Origin of the sequence: Hydrogenophaga sp. PBL-H3 (assembly GCF_010104355.1) — a bacterium.
Classification (GTDB): domain Bacteria; phylum Pseudomonadota; class Gammaproteobacteria; order Burkholderiales; family Burkholderiaceae_C; genus Hydrogenophaga.
On the sequence record NZ_CP044973.1, the window covers coordinates 194,617 to 219,247 of the forward strand.

Here is a 24,631-nt window from a genome sequence, read left to right on the forward strand (position 1 = left end):
CATAACTCGCACACTATTTCTTTGGGGTTCCTGCTCCGGCAGGCATGTTGAGCAATAGGGTTGGGGCTTTTTTCGGATCAAGAGAGGTACCCTGCATGAACACGCTCGAAGAATTCCAACAATCGTTTGGCCCACTGATGGCCTCGCGAGACGTACAGCAGGTGCTGCGATTTCGCACGCCAGAAGGACTGCGGGCCGCGCGCAGCCATGGAAGGTTGAATCTTGAGATGTTCAGGGTCAAGGGTCGCCGGGGCGTTTTTGCTCGAACTCCCGACGTAGTTCGCCTCGTAGAGGGTTTAGTCGGCATCCAAGGGAATGCGGGCCATGTCGATCAAGTTGCAAAGGCACGCAGAGGCTGTATCGTGATGGGCATGAACACAGAACCCAAACCGACCCCTCCCACGTCGTCTGCACATTCCGCCGCCGGCGCGCCTGCGGATCTGACCGAGTTTGAAGCCGAGTTGCAGAAGTGGAACGACAACCCTGAAGACGTGTATCTGGAGAACGAGGTGCACGCGCACTTTGAGCGCGCCAACTACACCAGCTACCCGCCTGCCAGCAGGGATGGGCTGCACATGTTCAACCGGGTGATGGATTGGAAGGGAGCCGAGGAAGCTCAAGAATCGTCTGCCATAGGGGCGGTGATCGGCGGCGTGGCCGCTGCTGGCTTTGGGGCCGCCCTGCGCGCGCTGTCGCTTGCCCTCAATGTGAATGAGCACTCTATCGCTGAAGTGCTGGAGGATTACACCGAGGGTGGGGAGACACTTCCCATGGGCATGGACGAATTCGCTCGCCGGCTCACTGAGGCAGACGACAAGAGAAAGCACCGGGTCTTGTAGACCATTGCCCCACGTGACTCCATATCCCATTTCTTCGTCCACGCAGACGGCCACATGAACCTTCCCTCCGTCCCGGAGCACGCACCAACCATCGTCGTCGATTCGCGCGAGACCAACAGCCGCATCCCGACGCACCTGCGCGACCTCGGTGTGGACTTCGTCATGCAGGAGATGCCTGCGGGAGACTACCGCGTGGGGGCCTTCTTGATCGAGCGCAAGAGCATTGCCGACTTGGCCAACTCCATCCTGGACGCGCGCCTCTTCGCCCAGGCCGAAGCCATCGCTCTGGCCTCCGAGCGACCGGCGTTGCTGATCGAAGGAAATATCCAGGATTTGCCCAACGACATGCACCCCGACTCGCTGCCTGGCGCGCTCTCCGCGCTCTCGGTCTTTTGGGGGCTCTCGGTCTTCACCGCACCCAACCAGATGGGCACCGCCCGCCTGCTGGCGCGTCTGCACCACCACCAGGTCAACGGACTGGGCTACGAGGTCGCAACGCGTGTGGCCAAGCCCAGGGACAACCCCGACGGAGCACTGGCCCAATACCTCGTTTGTGGACTTCCAGGCGTGGGGCCCGAGGTGGCCAGAAAACTCATCGCTCACTTTGGAAGCGCCCGCGCGGTGTTTACCGCGTCCGCCGCTGAGCTCGTGCTGTGCAAGGGGATCGGGCCCAAGACGGCCGCTGCGATCGTCGCATCGCTCGACCAGAAGCCGACCAGCTTTCGCTCTACAAAAATCGGAACGCTGTAGCCAGCCCTGCGCTTTCACGTGACCTGCCGCCCACTCTTTGAGCCGGAAAGACCAAAACATGAACATCACAACGAAACGCGCGGCTGTGCTGGCCGCCTTCCTTGGGCTTGAGGTCATCGGTCTGGTGGCGTGGTCTGCCACGGCCAGTACGCTGGTGAATGTGATCGCCGGTGCTGCTCTGGGGCTCGTATGCATGATGGGGGGCTTCATCTTGCTGGTGGCCAGCCTCATCAAAATCAACACGCCGGCGTTTTCTGAGAGTTCAAACGGGTAGGGTGGCCACGGAAGGAAAGTACGCGCTGCTGCGCGGACCCGCGCGTTTCAAGGATCCAAGCAAAGGGAGCATTCGATGGCGAAGAACTGGGGTGTCGCAAGGTTCTACGGTGGAGGCTCGATGGAGTACCAGCTGGAGTCAGGGCGGTGGTTGACCGACGGCAAGCTCTTCGATGGAGCGCCGATCCGCCTGTACGAAACCATGGCCGAAGCCGACCAGGCCGCCGGGCAGTTGCCGCAGGACGGGCAACCTCATGGCGTGCAGTTCACGCTCGATGCCCAAGGCAGGGTGGCCACAGCCCGTAAAACGGCGCCCAAGACACTGAAGCCACGCGCACGCGGCTAGGAGCCCCCGCCGTGGCCGAGCAACCGTGGGTGGGCAATCTACTCAGATCGCACTGCCAGCCCACCTACGAATGGTTGCACGCAGACGTCGCTGCGCTTCTTGATCTATCGGCATCTGCGCAACCATGTCGATGGCTCTCTTTGGATCCACGTGCCCGAACTCGATGAGTGCGGTACAGAACTCGCGGTCCTTGTCGCGCCCCGCCACAGCCTTCGACAGGAACAGATCGACGACGTCCAGGCAGTACCCGACGCGGTCGTTTGTGTTGCTGTTTTGGACGCGGTGAACCCGCGTGATCCAGTCCCGCGGAAGGACCGCTGTCTCTGGTGCTACGCCTTGCGCGTAGTAGCCGTTGGTCTCGTGAAACTGTGATCCCTCACCAATGGCACCGTCAATCTCGTCGGCCTTCTGCGGCGCCTGGTACGGATAGATGTCGGCCTCGGCCGACGCCTTGAACACATCTTCGGGGTAGGGGATCGGGCCCAGGATCGACTGGCTTCCAATGATGATGAACTCGTACTCATTCGTCACGTCGCTGCTGGCCCGAATGATGTGCTCCAGGTCTTCACGGTTCATCGCACGTCCTCTTCCACTGCATCTCTGATCACCACGCCCTTTTTGAGCGCCCCGATCTGTGCAAGGACGCTCTTGCGTGTGTCCTCCGGCAAGAGGGTGACCAACGGTGAACTCTGGCGAAGCTCCTGCGCGCGCCGGCTGCGGCCAAGGATCTTGCGCCACTGCCGTTTGCTGAGGACTTCCTCCCATTCGGTCCAAAGACTGGTTGATCGAGAAGGCCCAGACCCCAGCCATCGCGCGAGGGTTGCCTGTGCCCTTGCCAGCTGCGCTGGATCCACTTTGACAAGATCAACGGCCGCCTGGTGAAGGGCCAAGCTCTGCAAATCCTGAATCTCATGGCGAGAGGTGTCCGCCGTGACAGTCACCTGAATGCTTGGCTTCTCGCGCCGGGACCTTGCGCCTGCCGTTCCTTGCGGCGCTGGGATCATGCTGTCGCCAGCCAGAAGTGCAAGTTCTCCAACCACCCCCAGAGCCGACATGACTCGGAGGTAGGAGCCCATGGAGGGCGCTGGATCGCCGTTTTCGATGGCTCTGAGCGTATTGCGCGCAATGCCTACCCGCGCCGCCATATCGATCGTGCCGATCCCCTGTGACTTGCGCAGCTGCCGAAGCCGGTCACCCAGCTGAAGCAGCAGCTGTCGCTCGAGCACAGCGGACATAGGGGCGTTGGTCATTTGGTCATTATAGTGACCAATAAAGAACGCGTGGTCAAGATAGCGACCAATTTGCCAGGGGCCTGTACACCGCTGAAGCGTCGAAATGCTGTGTCGATGAGGAAAACCCGCCCGCGAAGGGGACTGGCCGGATCGGTTTGACGGCATTGTCCGGCGCTTCTACTCTTCAGGGGCACTCTGGTCACCATGACCTTTGCGTCGGCCCCTGCCGACATTCACCCCACCGGGACGTCCTCACTCCCGGTTCGGGATGTGGGCGTTCCTCACCCTCCTTTGGAGAGAGAACATGACCACTTCCCAACTTGACATCAGCCCCGTCCCCCCCGGCGTGAGCATCAACCCCAAACAGCGCCTGTTCGTCATCAACCACGGTGATGGCGTCACCTGCATGGGCTTTGACCACTGCTTCGAGACGGCCACCCAGATCGCACGTGCCCTCAGAGTGCAGGGCCCGAGCGAGACCAAGCGCGGCACCATCGACTGCTACCAGCAGTACCTGTCACTCGTGGGCCAGTACGGCAAAAGCCCGGTTTCCAAAATGACCTGGTACCCCGATGGCACAGCCCCGAAAGTGCGCTCGGTTCTCGAAGCCGCGCGGGCCAGCTATACCGACTACCACGCCCAAGGCACTGTGCTTCGCCTGTTCTACGGCGATCCAGAAACTGGCCGCGACTGGGCCGAGCAAAACGATGTGATCGGCTTCATCGGTCGCAGCAGCGGCATGATGAAAGTGCCTCTGGTGCTGGAGCCTTTGCTCGACGAAGAACGCAACATCGTCTCAAGCGGCTTTGGCGGCTCGATCATGACCCGTTCCATTGTGCGCATCATCAACGTGACCAGCGGCTACGAGGTGTACCGCCACAAGAACTACGTCATGCCCGAGCTGCACGTTGAAGAGCGCGATTGCCCGGACGGTTATCGGTTCGTGGTCCAGCGTGTCGGCGAAGGCATCGTGGCCACGGCAAAAACGCGTGAAGAAGCTGAAAGCCACGTGGCCTTCCTGAAGGGCTACCGCTTGGTCAACGCCTACAAGACGGTGCGCGAGCACAACGAAGAGCTGCAGGTCGCCTGAGGCTCACAACAAAGCAGGGTGCACTCTCCACTGGTGCACCCTGTGTGGACATGAAAAAGGCCCTTATGCAGTTTGAGAACTGCATAAGGGCCTTTTTTTGTTTCACGATGACTCCAGCCCGGTAGTTCGCTGGACTGCGCCGTAGCTAGATACAGCAGGTTTATCAATAACTTACGCGCGTCCATCATATGCCGGTGCTTTCTGAAACTTGACCCGGTTTTCCCTCGCGCCGCTCCTATCTGGCTCCTGGAATCCGGGTTGTTCCGAGGAGTCATCATGGCAAAGATCAAGCTCACCAAGACCGCCGTGGAGTCGGCCCAACCCCAGGCCAAGGATGTTGAACTGCGGGATACCGTGGTGCCCGGCTTCCTGTGCAAGATTACCCCGACCGGCCGCCGGGTGTTCATGCTCCAGTACCGCACGAACTCCGGCCAGCCCCGCAAGCCCTCGCTGGGGCTGTACGGGGAGCTGACCGTCGAACAGGCACGAGTCAAGGCACAGGACTGGCTGGCCGAGGTTCGCCGGGGCGGCGACCCCGGCGGCGCCAAGGCCGAGGCGCGCAAGGCGCCCACGATGGCCGAGTTGTGCAAGAAGTTCATGGAGGACTACTCCAAGAAGCGCAACAAGCCCAGCACGCAGGACGGCTATCAGGGCGTCATAGACCGCAACATCATCCCGCTGCTGGGCCGCAAGAAGGTGCATGACGTGAAGCGGCCCGACATTGCCGGGCTGATGGAGAAACTGGCCTACAAGCCGACCGAGGCGAACAAGACCTTCGGCGTGCTGCGCAAGATGTTCAACCTGGCCGAAGTGTGGGGCTACCGCCCGGACGGCACGAACCCGTGCCGCCACGTCCCCATGTACCCGCCGGGCAAGGAAACCCGGCTCATCGTGGACGAGGAAATGGTGCGGATCTTCCGCCAGTTGGAGAAGCTGGAGGCGGAGGGGCTGGAGAACTACGTCATCCCGCTGGCGATCCGGCTGCAATTCGAGTTCGCCGCCCGGCGCTCCGAAATCTGCCCGCTCGAATGGAGCTGGCTGGACTTCGAGAACCGGCGCGTGGTGTGGCCCGACAGCAAGGTCGGCGGCATTTCCAAGCCCATGAGCGAGGAAGCCTATCGGCTGCTTTCGACGGCGCCGCGCCGGGAGGGCTGCCCCTACGTCCTGCCATCGCCGAACGACCCGGCCAAGCACCTGACCTTTGGCGAGCACTATGGCGGCTGGTGCCGGGTGCTCAAGGCCGCCGGCGTCCCGCACGTCGGCACGCACGGCATCCGCCATCGCTCGACGACCGACATTGCCAATTCGGGCGTGCCGACCAAAGTGGGCATGAAGCTGACGGGCCACAAGACCGTAGCGATGTTCATGCACTACGTCCACACCGAGGACAAGCCGGTGCGCGATGCGGCCGAACTGGTGGCCAGCCGGCGCCAGGCCATCACGGGCGCACGCCAGCTTGCGGAGGCGGCGGCATGAACACGCGCCGGTCATCCGCAGCATCGTCCACAGCGCCTTCGGCGCTGCTGGGCGACATTCGGGCACTGATCGAGGCGGCGCGCAAGCGCGCCGCCTCGACGGTGAATAGCGAGCTGACGATGCTCTATTGGCGCATCGGCCAGCGCATCCGCACGCAGGTCTTGGACGGGCGCCGGGGCGCTTATGGCAAGGAAGTCCTGCCCACCCTGGCGGCGCAGTTGGTGAAGGAGTACGGCGGCAGCTTTGCCGAGCAGAACCTGCGCCGCATGGTGCAGTTCGCGGCCACCTTCCCCGACGAGCAGATTCTCGTATCACTGATACGAGAATTGAGCTGGACGCACTTCATCGCCCTGATCCCGCTGAAAGACCCGCTCCAGCGGGACTACTACGCACAGATGGCGAGCACCGAACGCTGGAGCGTGCGGACGCTGCGCGAGCGCATCGACTCGATGTTGTACGAGCGCACGGCGCTGTCTCAAAAGCCGGGCGAGACGATCGCACAGGAGTTGGCGAAGATGCGCGATGCGCAGCGAATGTCGCCCGCCCTGGTCATGCGCGACCCCTACATCCTCGACTTCCTGGGGCTGCGGGACACTTGGCAAGAAGGCGACTTGGAGGCGGCGATCATCCGCGAAATGGAGTCGTTCTTGTTGGAGCTGGGCGCGGGTTTCAGCTTCGTGGCCCGGCAGAAGCGCATCCAGATCGACGGCGAGGATTTCCACCTCGACCTGCTGTTTTACAACCGCAAGCTGCGGCGGCTGGTGGCAGTGGAGTTGAAGGTCGGCGAGTTCAAGGCAGCTTTCAAGGGACAGATGGAGCTTTATCTTCGCTGGCTGGACAAGCACGAACGGGAGCCGGAGGAAGCCTCGCCGCTGGGGATCATCCTTTGCACCGGCAAGAAGCGCGAGCAGATCGAATTGCTGGAGTTGGACAAGTCGGGCATCCACGTCGCCGAGTACCTGACCGCCTTGCCGCCGAGGGGCGTGCTGGTGGAGCGGCTGCAACAAGCAACGCAACGGGCGCGGTTGCAGATCGAGCAGCGCAAGACCGACAACGAGTAGTCCTGTCTCAAGCAGTCGGGCGTCCCGGCGTGCCGCCGTCGCGCTGTCGTGCTGCGCATCGAGCCTCGCTGCGCGAGTCTCGCCCCTGTCGGGCTTCCATCACTGACGCCTCCGGCCCGGCTCGCTGATCCGCGCCTGCGCGCTTCGCTTGCCAAAAACCCGCGTGCGTGGGGTGGTGTGAGGGGGCGGTCTTGCTGTGTCCCTTCACCGTATCACGGCGTTCTCGCCGTGCAAGGGCTGCGCGCGCCTTGCGCGCTTGCGTCCTGGCGGCCGTCTGCGACCCCTGACTGCTGCGCTGCGCCGTGAGGGCGACGGTTCCGGGCAATTCCGCCCTTGCAACAGGAGAACTGTCATGAACGACAAATCACACGTTTCCCTCGAACAGCACGTTTGCCTGGTCTGCGGCACGGCGTTCGACACCGGCGCGATCCTGCTGGACAAGCGCCTGCGCGCGAGCATGGAGCGCCACACGGCGACCGGCTGGGGCCTGTGCCCCGAGCATCAGAAGCTGGCCGACGATGGCTTTGTCGCGCTGGTCGAATGCGATCCGCAGCGCAGCGGGTCGCAGGCTGGCGGGCGCATGAAGCCCGAGCAGGCATACCGGACCGGCCGGCTGGCCCATCTGCGGCGCACGGTGTTCGCGCAGGTGTTCAACGTGCCGATCGCGGACGAGCAGGCTTGCGTGTTCGTTGAGCCTGGCGTGATCGAGCAGTTGCAGTCGATGACAGCGCCGGCGGCGGGCTGATTGCGTCGTGCGGCCTTCGGTGCGTCGCTCCTTCGCGGGCGGCGCACATTTTCATATCCCCCCAGGGGGGATACAATTGCCACATGAACGCGACACACAAGCACTCAACCCATCCCGATCTCGTGAAGCGGCTGAAACGCGCCGATGGTCATCTTCGGCACGTCATAGGGATGATCGAAAGTGGCGAATCCTGTCTCGACATCGCCCGCCAGCTCGCGGCGGTGGAAAGCGCGGTGACGGCCGCAAAGCGCGTCCTGATCCACGACCACATCGACCATTGCCTGGCCCATGACGAAGACTCCGTTTTGACCGAAATGAAGGCACTGACCAAACTGCTCTGAGGCCCGCCGATGCTCTCCGTCCTGAAGAACCGTACCTATCGTCACCTGTTCGCCGCTCAGGTGATTGCGCTTGTCGGCACCGGCCTGATGACGGTGGCCCTTGGCCTGCTTGCCTACGATCTGGCCGGGGCGAATGCCGGCGCGGTACTCGGGACGGCACTCGCAATCAAGATGCTGGCCTATGTCGGAGTCGCCCCGGTCGCGCAGGCGTTCGCCGACCGGCTGCCGCGACGGTCGTTGCTCGTTGCCCTTGACCTAGTACGAGCATCCGTTGCGCTCTGCCTGCCCTTTGTCAGCGAAATCTGGCAAATCTATCTGCTGATCTTCGTCTTGCAGGCGGCGTCCGCAGGCTTCACGCCGACCTTTCAAGCCACTATCCCGGACATCCTTCCCGACGAAGACGAGTACACGAAAGCACTGTCGCTTTCCCGGCTGGCCTACGATTTGGAAAGCCTGATTTCCCCGATGCTGGCCGCCGCGCTACTGACGGTCATCAGCTTCCACAACCTGTTTGCCGGAACGGTTCTCGGCTTCCTCGTGTCAGCCGCGCTTGTGGTCAGCGTGAGGCTTCCCACAACCGTTCCCGGCCCGCGTCGTGGCATATGGGATCGCACTACGCGGGGCACGCGCATTTACCTCGCCACGCCGCGCCTTCGGGGTCTGCTGGCGATCAGCCTCGCGGTGGCAGCAGCGGGGTCAATGGTGATCGTGAACACGGTGGTCATCGTGAAGGCACGCTTCGGCCTGGGCGAATCCGAGGTAGCGTGGGCGCTGGCGGCCTTCGGAGGCGGGTCGATGGTTGCGGCCTTCGCGCTGCCTCGCCTGCTCGACAAGATTGCTGATCGGCCTGTCATGATTGCGGGAGCGACGATGCTGGTTGTGGGAACGGCAGCCGGGGCAATGATTCCGACATATGCCGTTCTGGTGGTGATCTGGTTGGTGGTCGGCTTCGGCTACAGCGTGGCGCAAACACCTTCCGGCCGGCTGTTGCGCCGCTCCGCTCACCCCGAGGATCGCCCCGCGGTCTTTGCCGCGCAATTCGCCCTCTCCCATGCGTGTTGGCTCATTTGCTATCCCTTGGCCGGTCGCTTCGGCGCTGCCTTTGGGCTGCAATCGACCTTCATCATCATGTCGCTGATTGGTCTTGTCGGAGTGGGACTGGCGCTGTGGCTCTGGCCCGCTAGTGATTCTTCCGACATCGCCCACGATCACCCTGATCTACCGCCAGATCATCCTCACTTGCGCGAACATGCAGACCGAGGCGGGCACCGTCATCCCATGATCGTTGACGATCTGCACCGGGACTGGGCGCGCATTTAAGAACTGCCCGCCTTTCACATCGCTGATGCCTCCGGCCCGGATTGCTATTCGGGCCTGCGCGCTTCGCTTGCCAAAAACCGCGTGCGTGGAGGTGCGAGGGAGGCGGTCTTGCTGTCCCCTTCATCGTGCCACGGCGTTCTCGCCGTCAAGGGCTGCGCGCCGATGGCGCTTGCGTTCTGGCGGCCGTCGTTGACCCCTGACTGCTTGCGCTGCGCCGTGCCCCGGAAGGGTCGGGCAATTCCGCCCGGCAACCTTTCAGGAGTTCACCATGAACAACGCACTCATCACTGACGAGCAGCGCATCGTGCTGCTGGCCAACGGCCGCGAATCCTTGGAGAACCCGGACTTCGATCCGGCACCCGTCGTCAAGCTGTTCACGCCGGATGCCGGCGCGACCTGGCTGCTGACCGAGATTGATCCCGATGACCACGACCACGCCTTTGGTCTTTGCGACCTGGGCCTGGGGATGCCGGAAATCGGCTGGGTCAGCCTGGGCGAGCTGGCGACCGTGCGCGGCAGGCTGGGCCTGCCGATCGAGCGCGACCTGTCTTTCCGCGCCGAGAAGCGGTTGAGCGCCTACGCGCGCGATGCCCGGTTGGTCGGGCGTGTCGTCGTCTGAACCAGCCCTTGGAGCGCCGCAAGGCGCTCCTTGCGCTTTCCCAACCTTCGCAGGAGATCAATGCCATGAGCAGCCATCACGACTACATCATCGAAATCACGGCGCAACACGATGCGCTCAAGCCGTTCGCGCCGGAGAACGGTCAGCCCTTGCGCTTCAAGATCGGCGACGCGGTGATCTACACCAACGAGTTTGGCGCGCAGTTCCGGCGCCGCGTCACCGGGTTCTACCAGCCTACCGAGCCTTCGGGGCTGTATGCGCGTGGCAGGCGCTACTACCTGAACTCGACTTCGCCTTGGATGCCGGTTGCGGAATCCAGCCTGCGTCCTGACGACTCGGCGTGATGCCTAAGTGCCCCTGACGGGGCGTTGCGCGCTGCGCTTGCCTCCAGGGGAAAGCCCTGCGGGCTATCCCCGCCGCGCGATGCTTGGCGCCCCTCAAAGACCGCCGAACCGGCTGCGCCGGATCGGCCAGACCACGGCAGTCGCTGTCGAACCTGTTTCCCGATGACTGGCGCATGAGCTTGTGCATCGAGCCTTGAAGGCTGTGCGTCCCCGGCCAAGAAACGTGGCCGGTCGCGCTGTCGTGCGCGTTGCGCATCGAGCCGCCTGCGGCGTCTCGCCCCTGATGGGCTTCCATCGTTCCCTCGCTCCGCTCGGCTGACGCCTCCGGCCCGGATTCCTAGATCCGGGCCTGCGCGCTTCGCTTGCCGTGCGGTCGGCGTGTTGAGGGGCCGTTGCCATGTCCAGCCGTCTCCCCTGACTTCATCACCTTCACCGCGACTGTAGCCCGCGCCCGTGTGCCGTCAAGGCGCGCAGGGCCGTGTCCTCGGCTGCGCCTGCGGGCCGCACCAACCCTGCGCTTGCCTCCTTGACGGCACCCGTTCGCGCGCTCCTGACCGTCGCGGGCGATGAACTCAGGAAAGACGGTGGCAACAGGGCCAACCGGGTTCCTCGTGCCGACCGCACCGAACAGCCGAAAGGCTGGGCTTCCGAATCTAGGAATCCGGTGTGCGGTGAACAGCAAACCCTTTTTTCTTTGTCAGGAGAAATGCCATGCAACTCGCATCCCGCTTCGCTTCCCGTTCCCCGGTGCTGCGTTCGGAACGTCCCTTGTCCGATGACCAAATCCGGGCCGTGGCCCCGTCCATCTTCGCGGACGCCCCGCACGAAAGCCGCTCGCAGCGGTACAGCTACATCCCCACCGCGACCGTGCTGCAAGAACTGCGCGGGGAAGGCTTCGAGCCTTTCATGGTGACGCAAACCCGCGTGCGCCACGACGACCGCCGCGACTACACGAAGCACATGATCCGGCTGCGCCACGCCAGCCAGATCAACGGCCGCGAGGCCAACGAAATCATCCTGCTGAACTCCCATGACGGCACTAGCAGCTATCAGATGCTGGCCGGGATGTTCCGCTTCGTTTGCAGCAATGGCCTTGTCTGCGGCGACACCGTGGCCAACGTGCGCGTTCCCCACAAGGGCGACGTAGCGGGGCACGTCATCGAAGGCGCTTACGAAGTCCTGCACGGCTTCGACCGGGCGCAGGAATCCCGCGATGCCATGCGCGCCATCACGCTCGACGCCGGGGAATCGGAAGTGTTCGCCCGCGCTGCGCTGGCATTGAAGTACGACGAGGACAAGCCCGCGCCCATCACGGAATCGCAAATCCTGATGCCGCGCCGCCACGACGACGACCGCCGCGACCTGTGGAGCGTGTTCAACCGCACGCAGGAGAACTTGACCAAAGGCGGCCTGTCCGCCCGCGCCGCGAATGGCCGCCGCCAGACCACCCGGCCCGTGCAGGGCATCGACCAAAGCGTGCGCCTCAATCGCGCCCTGTGGCTGCTGGCCGATGGCCTGCGCCAGTTGAAAGCCTGAATCCCCACGCGGCAGGGGCAGGCAGCAGCCCTTGCCGCTTCTCTCGCTGCTGCATCCCAACCGCAAGGAGTCATCACCATGAACGCCGTACTCAAAACCGAAGCCGTCGCCATCGAAGCCGCCGCCCCGCTGGAAATGGCCGACCCGTCCAAGAACCTGATTCTGGTTCCGCTCTCGCAGTTGCTGCCGCGCCGCTCCAAGCGCAACGCCCGCAAGATGCCGCGCCTGTCCATCCCCGAACTGGCCGCGAGCATTGCCCGCATCGGCTTGCTGCAAAACCTCATCGTCATCCTTTCCGCCGATGGCGAGACTTACGAGGTGGTGGCCGGCGATCGCCGCCTGACCGCCTTGAAGCTGCTGGCGAAGAAGAAGCGCATTCCCGCCGACTACGAAGTGCCGTGCCTGCTGGTGGCCGACGCTTCCGCCCGCACCGTCAGCCTTGCGGAGAACGTGCAGCGCGAGAACATGCACCCCGCCGACCAGTTCGCGGCCTTCGCCGCGCTGGTCAAGGAAGGACGCCCCATCGAGGACATTGCTGCCGACTTCGGCGTGTCCCCGCTGGTGGTGCAGCGCCGCTTGAAGCTGGCGAATGTCTCGCCGCGCCTCATGGCCGACTATCGCGCCAGTGGCGTGACGCTGGAACAGTTGATGGCCCTGACCATCACCGACGACCACGCCGCGCAGGAAGCCGCGTTCTATGGTGCGCCGGAATGGCAGCGCAGCCCGTCCAAGCTGCGCGAGCGCCTGACCGAGCGCGAAATCGACGCCGCGCACGCGCTGGTGCGCTTCGTCGGACTGAACACCTACCGGCAGGCAGGCGGCGGCATCCGCCGCGACCTGTTCGCGGAAGGCGATGCCGGAACCTACCTGACCGATACCGCAGTGCTGGAAACGCTGGTGCGCGACAAGCTGGCAACGCTGGCCGAGGACGTGCGCGCCGAGGGTTGGGCATGGGTGGAGGCCGTGCCGCATCTGGCCTACGAGGAACGGCAGGCGTTCCAGAACGCCCCGCGCCACCGCCGTGAGCCGACCAGCCGCGAGGCCCGCCGCATCGCCTCGCTGGAAAGCCGCCTCGAAAAGATCGACGCCGAGCTGGAAGAAGCCTGCGACGCCGAGGACGAGGCCAAGGCCGAGAAACTGGAACAGCGGCGCGATCAGGTGGTCGGCGAACTACAAGACGCGGAGGACGCCTTGCAAGGTTACGCTCCCGAGGTGCGCGAGGTGGCCGGTGCCATCGTCACCATCGACCGCAACGGCGAGGCCGTTATTCATCGCGGCCTGCTGCGCGAAGCCGAGGCCAAGGCGCTGCGCACGCTGGAAAAGCTGCGGCGCGGTTTCGGCAACACCGAAGGCGAAGCCGCCAACGACGAGCACGAGGACGCCGACGACGCACCCAAGGCCGCGAGCCTGTCCGATCGGCTGGCGCAGCGGTTGAGTGCCCACCGCACGGCGGCGCTGCAAATCGAAGTCGCGCGGCATCCGCACGTCGCGCTGGCCGCGCTGGTGCATGGCATGGTGCAGACTGTCTTGCAGCCCGACGCCTACGGCGATGGCCTGCCGCTCGGCGTGCGCCTCACGGTGCAAGACCGGCTGGAAGGCATGGCCCCGGACTGGCCGGAATCGCCCGCTGCCGTGGCGCTGCGCGAACTGCAACAGGTGGCAGGTGAAGCCTTGCCGGAGGACAGCGCCGAACTGTTCGCCGCGCTGCTGGCGAAGTCGCAAGATGAACTGGTGCGGCTGCTGGCCGTGTGCGTGGCTTCCACGGTGGACGTGGTGACGCCCCGCGCCACGGTGCAGCAACCCGGCGAGGAACTGGCGCAGGCCGTGGGCCTCGACATGGCCGCATGGTGGAAGCCGACCGCAGAAGGCTACTTCAAGCACGTTTCCAAGGCCGTGATTCTGGATGCCGTGGGCGAGTACGCACCCGAGCAGGCCAACCGGCTGGCGAAGTTGAAGAAGGCCGACATTGCCAGCGAAGCCGAGCGGCTGGCCGATGGCACGGGCTGGATGCCCGCCATCTTCGAGGCCGCAGGCCCGCAGGACGCCGCGCAAGAGGCAGGCCCGGAGCAGAACGCCCCGGAGGATGCCGAGGCAATAGCGGATGAACCCGCCGAGGCGCTGGCCGCTTGACCCGCGCCGAAGGCAAGCGCCCCGGCCTCGACCGGGGCGCTTCGCTGGAAGGAGAAGCCCCATGACCCGCACCACCATTAGCCGCCCGCGCATGGCGGCGATCTACGCCGCTGGCACGGTACGCGCCCGCCGTTGGAACGGCGATGGCGACGTGCGCGGCTACCGCCCGCCCTCGGGCTGGACGGCCTGCGCCGACCTCACCGACATTCACCCCATCACGGGCCGCGCCTTGCCGCGTGCCGTGTGGTGGCTCATCGAGACGAAGGAATAACCGCGATCAGCACCGCGCCCAGGCCGTTCCGTCCTGGGCACGGTGGACGCAAAAATCCGGGCGCGGCAGTGGCCGCGCCCGGTGTTCAAGGCCACCAGCCGAATCGGCACGCCGCCGCCCTCGCGGCAGCTCAGACGGCGGCGTTGACGTGACCGGGCTTCCCGCCCGGTAATGGCAGGCCCGTATGGGCCTGCAAGCCGTAGCGCCCGCCGTGCGCGGGAATCACCAGCGGTTTTCGGCTTGCCGCGTGCATACCTCGCAGCGTAGGGCCGCGCCCATTTCATCAGAGGCATGTCCGCGTTTCCTGCTTAGAAATCTGGAACGGCCTGGGCGTGTCGGCGCATAGCGCCGCCGGGCTTTCGGGCTACGCCCCGTGCCGTCTTTGCCGTCACGGCCATTCGGCTTCAATCCCTCACGCCTTCGCGCCTGCGGCGCTGCGCGCTTCGCTTGCCTCCAGGGGAAAGCCCTGCGAGCTATCCCCGCCGCGCGATGCTTGGCGCCCCTCGATGCTGCCGAACCGGCTGCGCCGGATCGGCCCGCCCAACGTCCCGCCGCGATGGACGGGACGCTGGCGAACACGCTGGCGCTTGCTGCGGCAGGTTGTGCAGGTGCGTGCCGTCCTCAACGCTGGCGGTTCCTGCCCATCACGTCACGAAGGACGGTTCACGGACAACCCGCCCGGTATCGCTATGGAGCTTCCACGCCACGCCTCAAGACCGGCGCCGCAAGGTATGGCGGGGGCGTTCTCGCCTGTCGTTGCGGGGTTGACCTGGCCCGCGTCAGCGGGCGAGCCGGAGAAGCCTTCGGGCGGGGATGCCGAGTCGGCCCCATCTCCTTTCGGAGCGGTTCGGCCCAAGGCGTCCTTGTCTCGTTGTGAATCCTGGCGGGGGCGCGGCTGCGCCTCGGGCTTCATGGCTGCAACCGTCCGGCGAAAACAATTTCCCCGCCGCTGCGCGGCTTCCTCGCGCAGCAAATTCTTTTCGCCTCCCGGCTCTCCACTGCGTTTCGACCGCAAGCGGTGCAGCCAGCCCGTCCCCCGCCGGCCGGATCACAACAAGGACGCGATGGGCGCGAACCTTGTTCAACCGAAAGGAGAAATCATCATGGCCAACATCGGCACCTTCACCGCAGACAAAGACGGCTTCACCGGCACGCTGCGCACCCTGACGCTCAACGTCAAGGTCAAGCTGGTTCCCAACGACAAGGGCAGCAGCGAGAACGCCCCCGACTTCCGCCTCCAGGCCGCCGGCCACGACATCGGCGCGGCGTGGAACAAGACCAGCGAGGCCGGGCGGGAATACAAGTCCGTGACCCTCGACGATCCTTCGTTCCCGGCTCCGGTCTATGCCCGCCTGATCGAAGGCGAGGACGGTACGCACGACCTGATCTGGTCGCGCAGCAAGCCCCAGGCGGCGTGACCGCCGCAGCGCCCCGCCCATCGCGGCGGGGCGCTGTGCTGCTGTTCGCAGCACATCACCACGTCACGCGCGCGGCTTCGCCGCGCCGCGCTCCTTCAGCACCGCCTCCAGCTCCCGGCGCACCTGCGCCAGCAGCTCGTCGGCCTTGTGCGTGCTGTCGCCCGCGTAGGCCAGCGTCAGCAGCGTGAGCGGGTGGATCTCCATCACCTCGCACAGCTCGGCCAGCTTATGCAGGGTCGGGCTTTTCAGGTCGCGTTCGAGGGTGCTCATATAGGTGCGGCTGGACACGTCAGAGAAGGCTTCCTGGCTCAAGCCACGCGCCTTCCTGACTGTCTTCAACGCCTTCGCCAATGAGTTCCCAGCCGCCACCTATGGTTTCCCTCGAAAAACCAAGATGACAGCCCATTGCGCCCTATAGGGCTACAATCTATAGTGTTCATTTGGTGTTCTACGTTTTCGTGCCTTTACGGAAATCCGCATTTGCTGGTTCCAGCAAAGCCACGCAAGCGCATCCGTGCTTGCACACGAAGGCGTAAATCCGGTTTGGCGGTTCTGCGCTTGGGCGTGAAACCGCATCCGTGCATCATTGGATTTGTGGGATTGCCAACCATGCCCCAGCCACTCGCCACCGTCCCGGAGCGCGCGCAACTGCTCGCCAACGGCGAGGCTCGTGCCGCTGGCCAGGCCATCGACCCGGTGCCCGTGGTGCGGCTGTTCACGCCGGACGCGCATGTGACCTGGCTGCTGGCCGCACTCGATCCCGCCGATGGCGACACCGCCTGGGGCCTCATCGACCTGGGAATCGGAATGCCGGCGCAAGGAACCGTCAAGCTGTCCGAGCTGGCTGGCATCGTCGGGCCGCATCAGCAGCCCGTGATGCGCGACCGCTACTTCCGGCCCACGCGCACGCTGTCGGAATACACCCGGCTGGCCGAGCGCGACGGGGCTATCCCGGACTGAACACAGCCTACTGTGACTTTTTCAGTCTGGTGTCATACCGGGCAGGTCTCAATCGAGATTCTTGCGGCGTAGCCGCGCCAGTCTGATCCAAACGGACATGATGCCTGACGCGGACTGCGGCAGGCTGGCCTGTACGGCGTCCCACGGGAGGGACGCTGCCGCCGCAGCATTGAGACGAATACCGCAACGCATCGGAGCCAGTCGGACTTGACAGCCCAACTATTCCCTTAACCCATTTCGTTCTGATGACACCGATGTAGCACGTAGTTCTTCCGTCGCGGCCAGTCCTGTTCGCAGGGAGGTTGCGTCATGGTCGATCGCAGCGCCGAGCACTGGTATCCGACTGCCGCGTATCTGTACGTGCTGCACTTGGACGACCTTGGGACGGCCTGGGAATATCTGCGCAGAAACCCCGATTACCGGCTCGACTGGCTGCGCCATCATCGCCGGCCGAAAGCCGCGCAGCAGGCGGCGCATCGCTGGGGCTTGCGCCTGCTGGAAGATCCGGCGTTGGATGCGCGCGACGCGCATCCAGCCTGGTTGCCCGGCCATGTGGCCGTGGTGCAGCTCTATCCCGACGCCGATCCGCCGCAGTATGCTCCCGCGTTCACGTTTTGGCGCATTGCCGGGCACAAGCAACTGCTCCATGACGGCAAAGGGCTGGCGCTGATGGCGCACAGCCCAGGTCATTGCCTGCGCTTCGCGCTGGCGCCCGGCCTGGAAGACGGGATGGCTGTCGCCTATGCCCGCCGCGGCGGCGCCGCCGCACCTGCGCGCAACCATGCGCTCGGCGCGGCCCTGGCTTCTGCGAAGCCCAGGCCGGCACCCGCCGCGCTGCTTGAGCTACACACCTTGCAGGCGCTCGACGCAACCCTAGCGGGTGCGTCCTTGCGCGAGGTGGCCGAAGGCTTGTTCGGCGGCGATGCCGCAGCCGATTGGTACAGCGACGGCGGCCTGCGCTCCAAGGTACGCCGCTTGATACGGCGCGGCGATGCGCTGATGCGCGGCGGCTATCGCCGCCTAGCACAGCTTCCGCCGCTTGAGAAGGGTCGTTTTGAGGACGACGCAAAACGGCCCTGAGCAGGACAGCTTGGTTTTCTGAGACTGCCTCCATCCGGTTGCGCTGTGTGGCCGGAGCTTTGAAAGCTATGGAGGTTCACACCATGCGTCCCGCTCCTTTGCGGCCTGCCGCCACTGTCTCGACCGCTGCCGCGCAGCCCCAACGCTATCTCACCAACGACGAAGCCGCCGAATACCTGCGCCTGTCGCCGCGCACGCTGGAAAAGCAGCGCGTGATCGGTGGTGGTCCGCGCTTTCGCAAGTTCGGCCGGCGCGTCATGTACGCCGTGGCCGACCTCGATGCCTGGGCCGCCGACCGCAGCTTCGAGACGACTTCCGATCCCGAGTACGCCGAGCACCACTCGGCCGACAGCCGTGCGCGCTGATCGGCGGCGCGCGGCAGGCCATCACCATGTCCAGCTCCGCGCTGCCGTTCCGGCAGCGGTCGTTGCAGGAGCGCGAACAGCTCGACCTGTTCCGCGCCTTGCCCGGCGACATGGCGCCGCGCGACAGCCAGGACTTGATGGCCTATCCGTTCTTCTCGCTCGGCAAGTCCAAGCGGGTCAAACCCATCGACTTCCGCGCGGGCAACGTGACGATCCGCGTAGAGGGCACGCAGGAGCACGGCATCGCCACGATTTGGGATGCGGACGTGCTGATATGGGCGGCCTCGCAGATCGTGGAAGCGAAGGACGCGGGCCTGCGCCCGTCGCGGCTGATGCGCGCGACGCCCTACGAGATCCTGCGCTTCATCGGGCGCGGCAAGTCGCTGCGCGACTACCAGCGCCTCAAGGCCGCGCTGGATCGCCTGCAATCGACCACGGTGGCCACGTCCATCCGCGAGACAACAGGCCGGCGCCTGCACCGCTTTTCGTGGATCAACGAATGGAAGGAACTGGCCGATGCCAGCGGCACGCCGCTGGGCATCGAGCTGATCCTGCCGGACTGGTTCTTTGCCGGCGTGCTCGACGCCGCGCTGGTGCTGACCATCGACCCGGCGTATTTCCGGCTCACCGGCGGCATCGAGCGGTGGCTGTACCGCCTGGTGCGCAAGCACGGCGGCAAGCAGGCATACGGCTGGCAGTTCGACTTTCGCTATCTGCACCAGAAGTCCGGCAGCACCGCGAAGCCCTACGACTTCGCCTGCGATCTGCGCGCGCTCGTCGCGCGGCAGTCGCTGCCCGGTTACGTCCTGGGCATCGAGCGGATGCCCGACAACGGCATGGAACTGCTGACGTTCCGGCCCGTGCCGCAGACGGCACGGGGATAACTCCGGGAAAGCCTGTGAATGGTGTCGTGCTATCAGGCGTGCGGGGTATCGTGCTATCAGGCGTGGGACTATCGTGCTATCAGGCGTGCCGATCGGCCGCAAACCCGCGCCAGCACTGGGTTTGCGCGTCCTCTAACTTCCCTAACTTAGTTTCTCTAACTTTTAGTAGGGAAACGCCGCTGCGGTGGACAACCACCCCGCGGCCACAAACGCAGCAGCAAAAGCCCGGCTTTCCAACACGGAGGGCCGCGCCATGATCGTCGCTCTGCTCAACCAGAAAGGCGGCGTGGGCAAGACCACGCTCGCCACGCACATCGCCGGCGAGCTGGCGATGCGCGGTCAGCACGTCGTCCTGCTGGACGCCGACCCGCAGGGTTCATCGCTGGACTGGACACAGCGCAGAAGCCAGCAAGGCTTGCCACGGCTGTTCAGCGCCGTGGGCCTTGCACGCGAAACGCTGCACCAAGAAGCGCCAGAACTCGCCAGGCGGGCCGATCACGTCGTCATCGACGGCCTGCCCAGGATCGCCGCCTTGGCGCGCTCCGCGCTGCTGGCGGCCGAGCGCGTGCTGATCCCCGTGCAGCCCAGCCCCTACGATCTGTGGGCCAGCGCCGAGATGGTGGCGCTGATCCGCGAGGCGCAAGTCTTTCGGCCCGCGCTGCGCGCGGCCTTCGTCATCAATCGGCGCGTCAGCACCACCATCATCGGGCGCGAAGCGCGCCAGGCGCTCGCCGACCAGCCACTTCCTGCGCTGCGCGCGGAAGTGCATCAGCGCATCGTGTTCGCCGACAGCGTAGCCGCTGGCCGGCTTGCACGCGAAACGGCGCCCGACAGCACCGCCGCCCGCGAAATGACCGCGCTGGTGGATGAACTGTTGCGGTGGCCGACATGACAGCGAAGCCGCCACCGAACAGCAAACGCACGGTCAAGCGCGTCGGCATCGGTGCGCGTCCGCCCGCGAATCCGCACGTCGAGGCGTGGATTCGCCAGGGCGACGCCGATGCGCTCAACAAGGGCGACCTCTACACCGCCCGCCTGACCCTCGACGTGACGCCCGCGCTACGCGCTCGCATCAAGATCGCCGCCTTCGGTCAAGGCGTGACGGTGGCCGATCTGCTGCGTGGCCTGTTGGAGCGCGAGTTTCCAGAGCAACGCAGGGAGAACACCCCATGACTGCATCCGCTTCGCCTGCCGCTGGTGCGGCCACGGCTGCGCTCGCAGCACCTTCCGGCCAGCCTGCCAGCGTACCGCTGACGCGCGTGGCGCTGGCCTATATCGAACCGCGCTTCAAGCTCTACCTGCGCTTTGGCGAACCCGCGCGCACGCTCCAGCTCGACCGCTGGAGGCGCTGCGCGGTGTTCCTGCCGGGCGCCATGTTCTGCCGCATCCGCTGGCAGGCCAACGACTACGGCACGATCCGCTGGCAGCTCATCGTCATGCAGGCTTGCACGCCGCTCGATGCGGCGCAGCGCATCCCCGGCGTGCAGCCGGGCGCACGCCTGCTGCTGCACGCCGAGGGAGAGAACCAAGTCCGCGCTGTGCTGGATCGCATCGACGCCATCGAGGCGCTGGGCATCGCACCTGTCGGTGCCTCGCCCGCGTACTGGCGCACGCTCGCCAACCGGCTCGCTGCGCGCTTGCCGCTGCCCGAATATACCGCCGAGCGGCACGCCGCCTGGCTGACCGGGAGGGCGTTGCCATGACGCTTCCATCCGCCGCTGCCGGTGCAACCGGCATTCCGCCGCATCCTCGCTCGCGCCTGCGCGCTCGCCTCGTGCTGGCGGGCCTGTCCGTCTGCGGCCTCGCTGCGCTCGCTTGGACGTTCCTCGTGCAGCCGCTGCCGCGCTTGATCTACAACCCATCCGACAGCGTGGCGGTTGGTTGGTATCGCGTCGATCCACTGGGCAACGGTACCGACTCGCTGCCACGTCCTTTGTCCGTGGACAGCATCGTCCTGACCGCGCTGCCGCCAGATGCCGCCGCGCTGGCTGCGCAGCGCGGCTACCTGCCGGCGCGTGTGCCGCTGCTCAAGCGCGTGGGCGCCGTCGCGCCGCAGGAGGTGTGCATCACTGGCCGCGTCGTCCGCATCGACGGCGTGCCTTCGGCCGCCGTGTTGCCGGCTGACCGCTGGGGCCGCCCGCTGCCATCCTGGCAGCAATGCCGTCACCTCGAACCCGGCGAACTGTTCCTGCTCAGTGCGACCAACCCGGCATCGTTCGACAGCAGGTATTTCGGGCCGGTCAGCGCATCCGCCGTGATCGGCGTCGCGCATCCGGTCTGGCTGGAGTCCCGTCCATGATGGCCGCCGACTTGCTGCACGTTGCCGTGCATCTTGTCGTGCCATCGGGCGTGTCGTTCTGTTGGTCGTCGCCGCGTCGTCGCGCGTGCAGTGCGGGTGCATTCGCACCGCACTTCGCGCTGCCTCGGGCACAGCCATCCCATGTGCAGGCGTCTTGCCTCGAACGCGCCCGGCCTGCGGCCGTGTCCGCGTTCGCCGGCGGGCTGGCTGCTCGCAGCACAGCGCCGCCGGGCCGCCGCTGCCCGGAGCGTCAGCGAGGGGCAAAGGCGGAAGGCAAGACAAAAGGACGCGGCACCGGGCCGCGTCGAAAGCCTGTCTGCACATGGGGGTGGCGCGGCACGCAGCGGCTTCGCCGCCGTGCCGCGTGGGGCGCGAAGCCCGCGCCAATCCAGGCATGTCCGCGTGCTTCGCACGACCGGACACGCTGGCGCTTGCAGGGAGCACAGCCATGACCGACCGCCGCGATGACGATTTCCGCATCCGCCCCAGCGCCCCGAAGAACCGGGGCCAGGGCTTCATCTCCAAGGTGCTCAAGCAGGCGGGCAAGGCCAGCAGCGGCAAGTCCTCGGTGCGCCGTCCCGCAGCCAGCGGCAGCGGCGCACGCGCTGGCCAGCGCCCCGGCTCGCGCCTGGGACGCGGCCACACGGCGGCGCGCTTCGCGGGCGCGAAGCTGACGCCCATGTCGCGGCGCGTGACCATCAAGACGCTGCTGGTCAACCAGCGCCAGGCCAGCCCGCAGTCGCTCGCCAAGCACCTGCGCTACATCGAGCGCGATGGCGTGGGCCGCGATGGCGAGCCGGGCCAAGCCTACGGGACGCAGACCGACGAAGCCGACCTCGATGCGTTCAAGGAACGCTGCGCCGACGATCGGCACCATTTTCGCTTCATCCTCTCGCCCGAGGATGGCGAGGAGCTGGAAGACCTGCGCACCTACACCCGGCACCTGATGGGCCGCATGGAGGCCGACCTGGGCACGCGCCTGGATTGGGTGGCGGTGGATCACTGGAACACCGATAACCCGCACACTCACCTGATCGTGCGCGGGCGTGACGACACCGGCAAAGACCTCATCATCGCCGGCGACTACATCGCGCACGGCTTTCGCCATCGCGCCGCCGAGCTGGCGACCGAATGGCTGGGGCCGCGCACCGAGTTGGAGATACAGCAGACCTTGCAGCGCGAGGTAGAGCAAGAGCGGTGGACGAGCTTGGATCGCACCCTGCAACGCGAGGCCGGCGAGGACGGCCGAGTGCAGATCGAACGCTTCAACGAACCGAAGCTGCAACGCCAACGCCTGCTATTGGTCGGCCGACTGCAACGCTTGCAGCGCATGGGCCTGGCCGACGAAATGCAGCCCGGAACCTGGGCCATTCATACAGATGCAGAGAAGACCTTGCGCGCCCTGGGCGAGCGCGGCGACATCATCCGCACGATGCAGCGGGCCATGCGCGGCGAGCTGCGCGAGCTGGCGGTGTTCGAGCCGAGCGACGATGGCCGTACCGTCATCGGCCGCGTGGCCGCGAAGGGGCTGGCCGACGAGCTGCGTGATCGGGGCTATCTGGTCATCGACGGGGTGGACGGCAAGGCCCACTACGTCGCGCTCAACGTCCGCGACGAGCTGGCGAACTACCAGACCGGCGCCGTGGTGGAGGTGAAGGGATCGGCCGACGTGCGCGCGGCCGACCGCAACATCGCTGCGCTGGCGAGCGATGGCCTGTACCGCACCGATCACCACCTCGCCATCGCGCAAGGTCAGGCCGTTCCCGGCCGAGATCCGCAGGAAGTCGTCGCGGCCCACGTCCGCCGGCTCGAAGCCCTGCGTCGGGCCGGCATCGTGGAGCGCGTGGCTGAGGGGCTATGGAAAGTGCCGGACAACCTGGCCGAGCGCGGTCGCCTGTACGACGCACAGCGCCTCGGCGGCGTGGCTGTGGAGCTGAAATCGCACCTGCCCATCGAGCGGCAGGCCCGCGTGATCGGCGCGACCTGGCTGGATCAGCAGTTGATCGGCGGCGGCAAGGGCCTGGGCGAGCTGGGCTTCGGCGGCGAAGCCCGACAGGCGCTGCAACAGCGCGCCGACTTCCTCGCCGAACAGGGATTGGCCGAGAAGCGCGGCCCGCGCGTGATCCTGGCGCGCAATCTGCTGGCGACTCTGCGCAATCGGGAACTGGCCCAGGCCGCAAAGGACATTGCCACGGAAACCGGGTTGGAGCATCGCCCCGTAGGCGACGGGCAGCGCGTGGCCGGCATCTACCGGCGCAACGTCATGCTCGCCAGCGGGCGCTACGCGATGCTCGATGACGGCAAGGGGTTCAGCCTGGTGCCGTGGAAGCCAGTGATCGAGCAACGGCTGGGGCAGCAGATTGCAGCGACTGTGCGCGGCGGCAGTGTTTCATGGGAGATCGGGCGACAACGAGGGCAATCCTTGAGCTGACAGTCGCATCCCTGCGGTAGACGAAGCACGCGCCGCCCACACTCACGTCTCGCTAGCCCTGCGTCGCTTCGAGGGTGATTTGCGCCCCTTCGGCGTACTCTCAGCATATTCCCGGCCAATCGCCTCCAGCCCTGCAAGAGCGAACTTGTGCAGGTGTGACGTCAGTTCTTGCCTTGGCATCCGTAGCACCTGCTGCGGGGGGCCTGGTAGTCCGCCGTTGCCTGCGACCAGCAGCATCAAGCAGGGAGCCGCAATGCTGATCATGCAGCGAAGCAATGCTGGGTCGCTTTCAGGAATGCCAGTGACCTCGCCGATGACGCGCCTGATGAAGGTGAACTTCGGTTCCAGATCCTCTTGGTATAGAACCTGAAGATTCGACGACGGCGCTAGCAACTCGCGTGCAAAGAGCCGTGCGTGCCAGCCGTCGTTTCCTATCGTGGCTTCGGTCAGTCTGTCGATGCACCATTTCAGCTTCTCACGCGCGGGCAGCGCGCCTTCGACGACTTGTTGCAGATCGTCGAAGCTGATGATCCGCCGGTGACCTTCGACAAGAACGGCCTGATAGAGGCCGCGGCGACTGCCAAAGTGATAGTTGATCGAAGCGAGGTCCACGCCGGCTTTCGCAGTGATGGCTTTGCTGGTGGTTTCAGCGTACCCGGTGGCCGCGAACAACGATCCTGCGGCTTCCATGATGCGGGTACGGGTCAGCTCGCCATCGGTACGGGGGCTGCGGCGCGGTTTGGTCATAGCTAGTTCTGTGATCGGGGTGGGCGGGCTGATTGTGCTTGAACTTAACGTTAAATTCAATTTAACTTTAGTGT

The 24,631-nt window shown here is 65.4% G+C and carries 30 protein-coding genes; 26 read left to right on the plus strand and 4 right to left on the minus strand.

Features of this window, described 5'->3' with window-relative positions; translation table 11 throughout:
- Nucleotides 1–95: 95 nt before the first annotated feature.
- The 4 genes from F9Z44_RS21540 to F9Z44_RS21555 all read left to right on the plus strand — a co-directional run bounded on the left by F9Z44_RS21540 (nt 96) and on the right by F9Z44_RS21555 (nt 2,208).
- Nucleotides 96–839, plus strand: coding sequence for a hypothetical protein (locus F9Z44_RS21540; protein ID WP_159608996.1), 744 nt, complete (start codon nt 96–98; stop codon nt 837–839).
- 54 nt (nt 840–893) lie between these two features.
- Nucleotides 894–1,589 (plus strand): ERCC4 domain-containing protein, encoded by a 696-nt coding sequence (locus tag F9Z44_RS21545; RefSeq protein WP_159608997.1) that lies wholly within the window; start codon nt 894–896, stop codon nt 1,587–1,589.
- A gap of 58 nt (nt 1,590–1,647) precedes the next feature.
- Nucleotides 1,648–1,863 carry a hypothetical protein gene (locus F9Z44_RS21550; protein ID WP_159608998.1) on the plus strand — a complete coding sequence of 72 codons (216 nt, stop codon included), beginning with the start codon at nt 1,648–1,650 and terminating at the stop codon, nt 1,861–1,863.
- A 75-nt stretch (nt 1,864–1,938) separates the two neighbouring features.
- A complete protein-coding gene (locus tag F9Z44_RS21555; RefSeq protein WP_159608999.1) occupies nt 1,939–2,208 on the plus strand; it encodes a hypothetical protein in 270 nt (89 codons plus the stop codon).
- Between the two features lie 42 nt (nt 2,209–2,250).
- Here F9Z44_RS21555 and F9Z44_RS21560 read toward each other — a convergent pair whose 3' ends face one another.
- Complete coding sequence (locus F9Z44_RS21560; protein WP_159609000.1) at nt 2,251–2,784, minus strand: DUF6036 family nucleotidyltransferase; 534 nt, start codon at nt 2,782–2,784, stop codon at nt 2,251–2,253.
- Complete coding sequence (locus F9Z44_RS21565; RefSeq protein ID WP_159609001.1) at nt 2,781–3,458, minus strand: helix-turn-helix transcriptional regulator; 678 nt, start codon at nt 3,456–3,458, stop codon at nt 2,781–2,783. The genes F9Z44_RS21560 and F9Z44_RS21565 overlap by 4 nt, the downstream gene beginning before the upstream one ends.
- Nucleotides 3,459–3,744: 286 nt before the next feature.
- Between F9Z44_RS21565 and F9Z44_RS21570 the strand changes: the two genes are divergently transcribed.
- The 12 genes from F9Z44_RS21570 (at nt 3,745) to F9Z44_RS21625 (ending at nt 15,791) form a co-directional block, all read left to right on the plus strand.
- Nucleotides 3,745–4,530, plus strand: coding sequence for a hypothetical protein (locus F9Z44_RS21570; protein ID WP_159609002.1), 786 nt, complete (start codon nt 3,745–3,747; stop codon nt 4,528–4,530).
- Nucleotides 4,531–4,806: 276 nt separating this feature from the next.
- A complete protein-coding gene (locus F9Z44_RS21575) occupies nt 4,807–6,006 on the plus strand; it encodes a tyrosine-type recombinase/integrase (protein ID WP_023114164.1) in 1,200 nt (399 codons plus the stop codon).
- Entirely contained in the window at nt 6,003–7,067 is a 1,065-nt protein-coding gene (locus tag F9Z44_RS21580; RefSeq protein WP_023125152.1) for a PDDEXK nuclease domain-containing protein, read from the plus strand. Before F9Z44_RS21575 ends, F9Z44_RS21580 begins: the two co-directional genes overlap by 4 nt.
- A 352-nt stretch (nt 7,068–7,419) precedes the next feature.
- A complete protein-coding gene (locus tag F9Z44_RS21585; RefSeq protein WP_023114166.1) occupies nt 7,420–7,812 on the plus strand; it encodes a hypothetical protein in 393 nt (130 codons plus the stop codon).
- Between the two features lie 83 nt (nt 7,813–7,895).
- Nucleotides 7,896–8,153 (plus strand): metal-sensing transcriptional repressor, encoded by a 258-nt coding sequence (locus F9Z44_RS21590; RefSeq protein WP_003111693.1) that lies wholly within the window; start codon nt 7,896–7,898, stop codon nt 8,151–8,153.
- 9 nt (nt 8,154–8,162) lie between these two features.
- Entirely contained in the window at nt 8,163–9,473 is a 1,311-nt protein-coding gene (locus F9Z44_RS21595; protein WP_023103967.1) for an MFS transporter, read from the plus strand.
- Between the two features lie 268 nt (nt 9,474–9,741).
- Nucleotides 9,742–10,092, plus strand: coding sequence for a DUF2958 domain-containing protein (locus tag F9Z44_RS21600; RefSeq protein ID WP_023114168.1), 351 nt, complete (start codon nt 9,742–9,744; stop codon nt 10,090–10,092).
- Nucleotides 10,093–10,157: 65 nt separating this feature from the next.
- Nucleotides 10,158–10,436: a hypothetical protein gene (locus F9Z44_RS21605; RefSeq protein ID WP_023114169.1), complete on the plus strand. Its 279-nt coding sequence runs from the start codon at nt 10,158–10,160 to the stop codon at nt 10,434–10,436.
- A gap of 711 nt (nt 10,437–11,147) precedes the next feature.
- Nucleotides 11,148–11,972 (plus strand): DUF932 domain-containing protein, encoded by an 825-nt coding sequence (locus tag F9Z44_RS21610; protein ID WP_023125153.1) that lies wholly within the window; start codon nt 11,148–11,150, stop codon nt 11,970–11,972.
- 78 nt (nt 11,973–12,050) lie between these two features.
- Nucleotides 12,051–14,102 (plus strand): ParB/RepB/Spo0J family partition protein, encoded by a 2,052-nt coding sequence (locus F9Z44_RS21615; protein ID WP_023103966.1) that lies wholly within the window; start codon nt 12,051–12,053, stop codon nt 14,100–14,102.
- 61 nt (nt 14,103–14,163) lie between these two features.
- Complete coding sequence (locus F9Z44_RS21620) at nt 14,164–14,373, plus strand: hypothetical protein (RefSeq protein ID WP_023103965.1); 210 nt, start codon at nt 14,164–14,166, stop codon at nt 14,371–14,373.
- A 1,103-nt stretch (nt 14,374–15,476) separates the two neighbouring features.
- On the plus strand, nt 15,477–15,791 hold the full coding sequence (locus F9Z44_RS21625; RefSeq protein WP_023103964.1) for a DUF736 domain-containing protein: 315 nt from the start codon (nt 15,477–15,479) through the stop codon (nt 15,789–15,791).
- Between the two features lie 63 nt (nt 15,792–15,854).
- Here F9Z44_RS21625 and F9Z44_RS21630 read toward each other — a convergent pair whose 3' ends face one another.
- The gene (locus tag F9Z44_RS21630) at nt 15,855–16,160 is read right to left on the minus strand and encodes a helix-turn-helix domain-containing protein (protein ID WP_023125155.1); all 306 of its coding nucleotides are present in this window, start codon (nt 16,158–16,160) and stop codon (nt 15,855–15,857) included.
- A gap of 240 nt (nt 16,161–16,400) precedes the next feature.
- Between F9Z44_RS21630 and F9Z44_RS21635 the strand changes: the two genes are divergently transcribed.
- The 10 genes from F9Z44_RS21635 to F9Z44_RS21675 all read left to right on the plus strand — a co-directional run bounded on the left by F9Z44_RS21635 (nt 16,401) and on the right by F9Z44_RS21675 (nt 23,810).
- A complete protein-coding gene (locus tag F9Z44_RS21635) occupies nt 16,401–16,751 on the plus strand; it encodes a DUF2958 domain-containing protein (RefSeq protein ID WP_023103962.1) in 351 nt (116 codons plus the stop codon).
- Between the two features lie 309 nt (nt 16,752–17,060).
- A complete protein-coding gene (locus F9Z44_RS21640; protein WP_159609003.1) occupies nt 17,061–17,831 on the plus strand; it encodes a DUF2285 domain-containing protein in 771 nt (256 codons plus the stop codon).
- Between the two features lie 83 nt (nt 17,832–17,914).
- Nucleotides 17,915–18,196, plus strand: coding sequence for a helix-turn-helix transcriptional regulator (locus F9Z44_RS21645; protein WP_003107109.1), 282 nt, complete (start codon nt 17,915–17,917; stop codon nt 18,194–18,196).
- 26 nt (nt 18,197–18,222) lie between these two features.
- Nucleotides 18,223–19,080 (plus strand): replication initiator protein A, encoded by an 858-nt coding sequence (locus F9Z44_RS21650; protein WP_023103960.1) that lies wholly within the window; start codon nt 18,223–18,225, stop codon nt 19,078–19,080.
- Between the two features lie 253 nt (nt 19,081–19,333).
- Nucleotides 19,334–19,972 carry a ParA family partition ATPase gene (gene parA / locus F9Z44_RS21655; RefSeq protein ID WP_159609004.1) on the plus strand — a complete coding sequence of 213 codons (639 nt, stop codon included), beginning with the start codon at nt 19,334–19,336 and terminating at the stop codon, nt 19,970–19,972.
- Nucleotides 19,969–20,253: a chromosome partitioning protein ParB gene (locus F9Z44_RS21660; RefSeq protein WP_159609005.1), complete on the plus strand. Its 285-nt coding sequence runs from the start codon at nt 19,969–19,971 to the stop codon at nt 20,251–20,253. Before parA ends, F9Z44_RS21660 begins: the two co-directional genes overlap by 4 nt.
- Nucleotides 20,250–20,783 (plus strand): DUF2840 domain-containing protein, encoded by a 534-nt coding sequence (locus F9Z44_RS21665; RefSeq protein WP_031656924.1) that lies wholly within the window; start codon nt 20,250–20,252, stop codon nt 20,781–20,783. Before F9Z44_RS21660 ends, F9Z44_RS21665 begins: the two co-directional genes overlap by 4 nt.
- Complete coding sequence (locus F9Z44_RS21670; protein ID WP_031656923.1) at nt 20,780–21,379, plus strand: S26 family signal peptidase; 600 nt, start codon at nt 20,780–20,782, stop codon at nt 21,377–21,379. The genes F9Z44_RS21665 and F9Z44_RS21670 overlap by 4 nt, the downstream gene beginning before the upstream one ends.
- Nucleotides 21,376–21,831: a hypothetical protein gene (locus F9Z44_RS23295; RefSeq protein ID WP_078465713.1), complete on the plus strand. Its 456-nt coding sequence runs from the start codon at nt 21,376–21,378 to the stop codon at nt 21,829–21,831. The genes F9Z44_RS21670 and F9Z44_RS23295 overlap by 4 nt, the downstream gene beginning before the upstream one ends.
- Nucleotides 21,828–23,810, plus strand: coding sequence for a relaxase/mobilization nuclease domain-containing protein (locus tag F9Z44_RS21675; protein WP_031656922.1), 1,983 nt, complete (start codon nt 21,828–21,830; stop codon nt 23,808–23,810). The genes F9Z44_RS23295 and F9Z44_RS21675 overlap by 4 nt, the downstream gene beginning before the upstream one ends.
- A 42-nt stretch (nt 23,811–23,852) precedes the next feature.
- Here F9Z44_RS21675 and F9Z44_RS21680 read toward each other — a convergent pair whose 3' ends face one another.
- Nucleotides 23,853–24,557, minus strand: a complete 705-nt coding sequence (locus F9Z44_RS21680; RefSeq protein WP_159609006.1) for a TetR/AcrR family transcriptional regulator — start codon at nt 24,555–24,557, stop codon at nt 23,853–23,855.
- Nucleotides 24,558–24,631: the final 74 nt, after the last annotated feature.

Coding starts and splice junctions, on each gene's coding strand:
- F9Z44_RS21680 (WP_159609006.1), bottom strand. CDS start 24,557: ATGACCAAACCGCGCCGCAGCCCCCGTACCGATGGCGAGCTGACCCGT.
- F9Z44_RS21590 (WP_003111693.1), top strand. CDS start 7,896: ATGAACGCGACACACAAGCACTCAACCCATCCCGATCTCGTGAAGCGG.
- F9Z44_RS21580 (WP_023125152.1), top strand. CDS start 6,003: ATGAACACGCGCCGGTCATCCGCAGCATCGTCCACAGCGCCTTCGGCG.
- F9Z44_RS21615 (WP_023103966.1), top strand. CDS start 12,051: ATGAACGCCGTACTCAAAACCGAAGCCGTCGCCATCGAAGCCGCCGCC.
- F9Z44_RS21560 (WP_159609000.1), bottom strand. CDS start 2,784: ATGAACCGTGAAGACCTGGAGCACATCATTCGGGCCAGCAGCGACGTG.
- F9Z44_RS21635 (WP_023103962.1), top strand. CDS start 16,401: ATGCCCCAGCCACTCGCCACCGTCCCGGAGCGCGCGCAACTGCTCGCC.
- F9Z44_RS21565 (WP_159609001.1), bottom strand. CDS start 3,458: ATGACCAACGCCCCTATGTCCGCTGTGCTCGAGCGACAGCTGCTGCTT.
- F9Z44_RS21625 (WP_023103964.1), top strand. CDS start 15,477: ATGGCCAACATCGGCACCTTCACCGCAGACAAAGACGGCTTCACCGGC.
- F9Z44_RS21570 (WP_159609002.1), top strand. CDS start 3,745: ATGACCACTTCCCAACTTGACATCAGCCCCGTCCCCCCCGGCGTGAGC.
- F9Z44_RS21645 (WP_003107109.1), top strand. CDS start 17,915: ATGCGTCCCGCTCCTTTGCGGCCTGCCGCCACTGTCTCGACCGCTGCC.
- F9Z44_RS21595 (WP_023103967.1), top strand. CDS start 8,163: ATGCTCTCCGTCCTGAAGAACCGTACCTATCGTCACCTGTTCGCCGCT.
- F9Z44_RS21600 (WP_023114168.1), top strand. CDS start 9,742: ATGAACAACGCACTCATCACTGACGAGCAGCGCATCGTGCTGCTGGCC.
- F9Z44_RS21640 (WP_159609003.1), top strand. CDS start 17,061: ATGGTCGATCGCAGCGCCGAGCACTGGTATCCGACTGCCGCGTATCTG.
- F9Z44_RS21540 (WP_159608996.1), top strand. CDS start 96: ATGAACACGCTCGAAGAATTCCAACAATCGTTTGGCCCACTGATGGCC.
- F9Z44_RS21665 (WP_031656924.1), top strand. CDS start 20,250: ATGACTGCATCCGCTTCGCCTGCCGCTGGTGCGGCCACGGCTGCGCTC.
- F9Z44_RS21550 (WP_159608998.1), top strand. CDS start 1,648: ATGAACATCACAACGAAACGCGCGGCTGTGCTGGCCGCCTTCCTTGGG.
- F9Z44_RS21545 (WP_159608997.1), top strand. CDS start 894: ATGAACCTTCCCTCCGTCCCGGAGCACGCACCAACCATCGTCGTCGAT.
- F9Z44_RS21585 (WP_023114166.1), top strand. CDS start 7,420: ATGAACGACAAATCACACGTTTCCCTCGAACAGCACGTTTGCCTGGTC.
- parA (WP_159609004.1), top strand. CDS start 19,334: ATGATCGTCGCTCTGCTCAACCAGAAAGGCGGCGTGGGCAAGACCACG.
- F9Z44_RS21575 (WP_023114164.1), top strand. CDS start 4,807: ATGGCAAAGATCAAGCTCACCAAGACCGCCGTGGAGTCGGCCCAACCC.
- F9Z44_RS21605 (WP_023114169.1), top strand. CDS start 10,158: ATGAGCAGCCATCACGACTACATCATCGAAATCACGGCGCAACACGAT.
- F9Z44_RS21555 (WP_159608999.1), top strand. CDS start 1,939: ATGGCGAAGAACTGGGGTGTCGCAAGGTTCTACGGTGGAGGCTCGATG.
- F9Z44_RS21620 (WP_023103965.1), top strand. CDS start 14,164: ATGACCCGCACCACCATTAGCCGCCCGCGCATGGCGGCGATCTACGCC.
- F9Z44_RS21650 (WP_023103960.1), top strand. CDS start 18,223: ATGTCCAGCTCCGCGCTGCCGTTCCGGCAGCGGTCGTTGCAGGAGCGC.
- F9Z44_RS21670 (WP_031656923.1), top strand. CDS start 20,780: ATGACGCTTCCATCCGCCGCTGCCGGTGCAACCGGCATTCCGCCGCAT.
- F9Z44_RS21675 (WP_031656922.1), top strand. CDS start 21,828: ATGACCGACCGCCGCGATGACGATTTCCGCATCCGCCCCAGCGCCCCG.
- F9Z44_RS23295 (WP_078465713.1), top strand. CDS start 21,376: ATGATGGCCGCCGACTTGCTGCACGTTGCCGTGCATCTTGTCGTGCCA.
- F9Z44_RS21660 (WP_159609005.1), top strand. CDS start 19,969: ATGACAGCGAAGCCGCCACCGAACAGCAAACGCACGGTCAAGCGCGTC.
- F9Z44_RS21610 (WP_023125153.1), top strand. CDS start 11,148: ATGCAACTCGCATCCCGCTTCGCTTCCCGTTCCCCGGTGCTGCGTTCG.